3 protein-coding genes and 1 pseudogene are annotated in these 2,250 nt (G+C 44.9%); 1 reads left to right on the forward strand and 3 read right to left on the reverse strand.

The features are described 5' to 3' along the window. Positions 1-170: 170 nt before the first annotated feature. Together Q0095_RS00730 and Q0095_RS00735 are read right to left on the reverse strand one after the other, a co-directional pair. A complete protein-coding gene (locus Q0095_RS00730) occupies positions 171-632 on the reverse strand; it encodes a sortase (RefSeq protein WP_297880431.1) in 462 nt (153 codons plus the stop codon). Beyond that, a complete protein-coding gene (locus Q0095_RS00735) occupies positions 568-1,650 on the reverse strand; it encodes a TrkA C-terminal domain-containing protein (protein WP_297880434.1) in 1,083 nt (360 codons plus the stop codon). Before Q0095_RS00735 ends, Q0095_RS00730 begins: the two co-directional genes overlap by 65 nt. Between Q0095_RS00735 and Q0095_RS00740 the strand changes: the two genes are divergently transcribed. Beyond that, positions 1,650-1,823, forward strand: coding sequence for a hypothetical protein (locus tag Q0095_RS00740; protein ID WP_297880436.1), 174 nt, complete (start codon positions 1,650-1,652; stop codon positions 1,821-1,823). The genes Q0095_RS00735 and Q0095_RS00740 overlap by 1 nt on opposite strands. A gap of 115 nt (positions 1,824-1,938) precedes the next feature. Here Q0095_RS00740 and Q0095_RS00745 read toward each other — a convergent pair. Beyond that, positions 1,939-2,250, reverse strand: a pseudogene (locus tag Q0095_RS00745) (TonB-dependent receptor); the annotation flags it as partial.

Consider the following 2,250-nt stretch of genomic DNA (forward strand, 5'->3'; position numbering starts at 1 on the left):
CAAATGCACATACACTACTGGACGCGCATAAGGATTTGGGCGCGGTTCTGTCATCAAATCAGCGCTATGTCTATGGGCTAACGGTGAGCGCGTCGGGAAAAATTGTTCTGAGCAAGATGAATATGGACATCGGATCAACAGGTTTCTTTAATTAAATCGCTATTTATATTTTACCCACCGAAGAGCCGCTCTAAGATGGTCGGCTCGGGTTTTCCGGGGATAGCGGAGTTATTTCCTTGCTGCTGAGACGAGCCCGATTCGCTTGTTGAGGTAGCCTTGTTGGGGTCAGGGTTGATTTGTTCAGCAAAAACCAGGAGACGTTTTTCTGCCGTTCCTAGAGGTACGCAGCTCACCAATGTTAACATTGGTTTATTGGTGTTGAGTTGGACTTTCGAGACCTCACTTGGCATAACGACCTCTGTGGAAGTAATTTTATACGTATAGCGCTTGCTATTATAATTCATGTAAATTATGTCGCCCTTAACCAATTTTTCATTCTGCGCAAACACAAACTTATAATCACCAGCAGCAAAAGCATCATTACTGGAGTGGGCAGCAAAGACCGCATTACCGACCTGTCCTGGCACGGCGCTGGCGCCAGGAATTGAAAAGTGAGCTACTCCCTTCTCCATGGCTTAGCACCGGAATTTCAAGCGTTTTAAGCGCCGCTTTTTTCGCCTCGAAAACTCCGCTTGAGCAAACTACCAAGCCTGCTTTATTTTCGCTCACGTCGCGCTTTAAATTTAGCTCGCCCGAGTAATCGATGAGAATTTCAAATTTATCTCGCTCACACAGAGCTTTAAGCTCGCTAAAAGCGTCGTTTAGCAGAGGATTTAAAATTCGCAGATAAATTTTATGATTTCTAATATGCAAATCCAAAAACTCAAGCGCCCTAACCGTCCTAGCTATCTCGTCACCGCTCATTTTTTTCATATCGATTAGCGCGAAAATATTTAGCCCAAACGGCGATGGAAATTGCCCGCTTTGCTTTTTTACTTCAGCAAACACCACTCGCAGCGCGCTCGGCTCACCAACGACCAAGATCGTATCATTCGGATATATCCGCGAGCCGGGCGTCGTTACGATGTAATTGTTGTGACGATAGATCATCGGAATTTGATATTTGGCATTAGAAAGCGTGCTGATTTTTTTATACGCAAACGAGCTTCCTACGGGCACTTTTACCTCCATTATCTCTCCGCGTCCAAGCCCGATATTATCAGCAAAAACGGGGCTATCGGGCAAAAAACCGATGAAGCGCGAGGAATTTAGCGCGAGGGTATTTACGATTTTTACGTGAGCTTCATTTTTATTCTCGCGCAAAAGCCCCCAAAAATCGGCTGCGTAAAGCTCCAGATCGGGAGCAAGCGTCTTTAAATTTTCTAGCGTCACCTTGGCGTCAAACTCATCATCCATTATCATTATGCAGCGATCGAATTCCGCTAGGCTCAGCACGACGCGCAGCCGCTCAATGCTCGTGGGATCGAAAATTTCGATGCTGAAATTTTGCTCTTTTTGCAGCGCCTCCGGGACGCTGAGCGCATTTTTTGCGACGACGCGGTAATTATGTACGACGTCTTTGATCTTATAAACCTGGGATAAAAAATGGCGCGCAAACTTTCCGCTTGCGATGATAAGGATCTGTTTCATTGCTCTCCGTTTCGTGGTTTTGCAAAGATTATAACCAAAAACGGCTAAATTTTAAACCGCGCGATAAAATTTGCGGGCGAGCTGAGGCGCAGCGACTTAAAAATTTAAAGATCGAAATTTTAAAATCAAGGTTTAAAATTCCAAATCCGAGGCTTAAATTTAAAATGAATTAAAACTAAGCCTCGTTAAATTTAGTCTTGCTGCTTAGAGCGATAAAATTTCATAAATTTAAAAGCGGCGCTATAACCATTCGCGCTGCCGAAGTAGAAATTTTAAACCCGCTAGATTTTAAAATTTCACCTCCGCAGAGAGCATGAAGCTTCTACTCTCGCCGAGCGTCACGCCATTTGCCGAGCCTAGCACGCTAGTTACGTTAAGACCGCCCGCACCGTCGGCGCTCGCAGGATACATTCCCGCCCAGTATTTTTTGTTAAATACGTTATTTACGTTGAAACGTAGCGTGGTCTTATCGCCCAAAAGATGCTCGCTCGTATATCTGACGCCGATATCAGTAACGAAAAAGCTAGGCGTGTGCTGAGTGTTTAGATCGTCCAGATACATCTTGCTAGTGTCGTGGAAATTCGTACTGATCGCAAGCTT

It is taken from the genome of uncultured Campylobacter sp. (genome assembly GCF_938045535.1).
Lineage (GTDB): Bacteria > Campylobacterota > Campylobacteria > Campylobacterales > Campylobacteraceae > Campylobacter_B.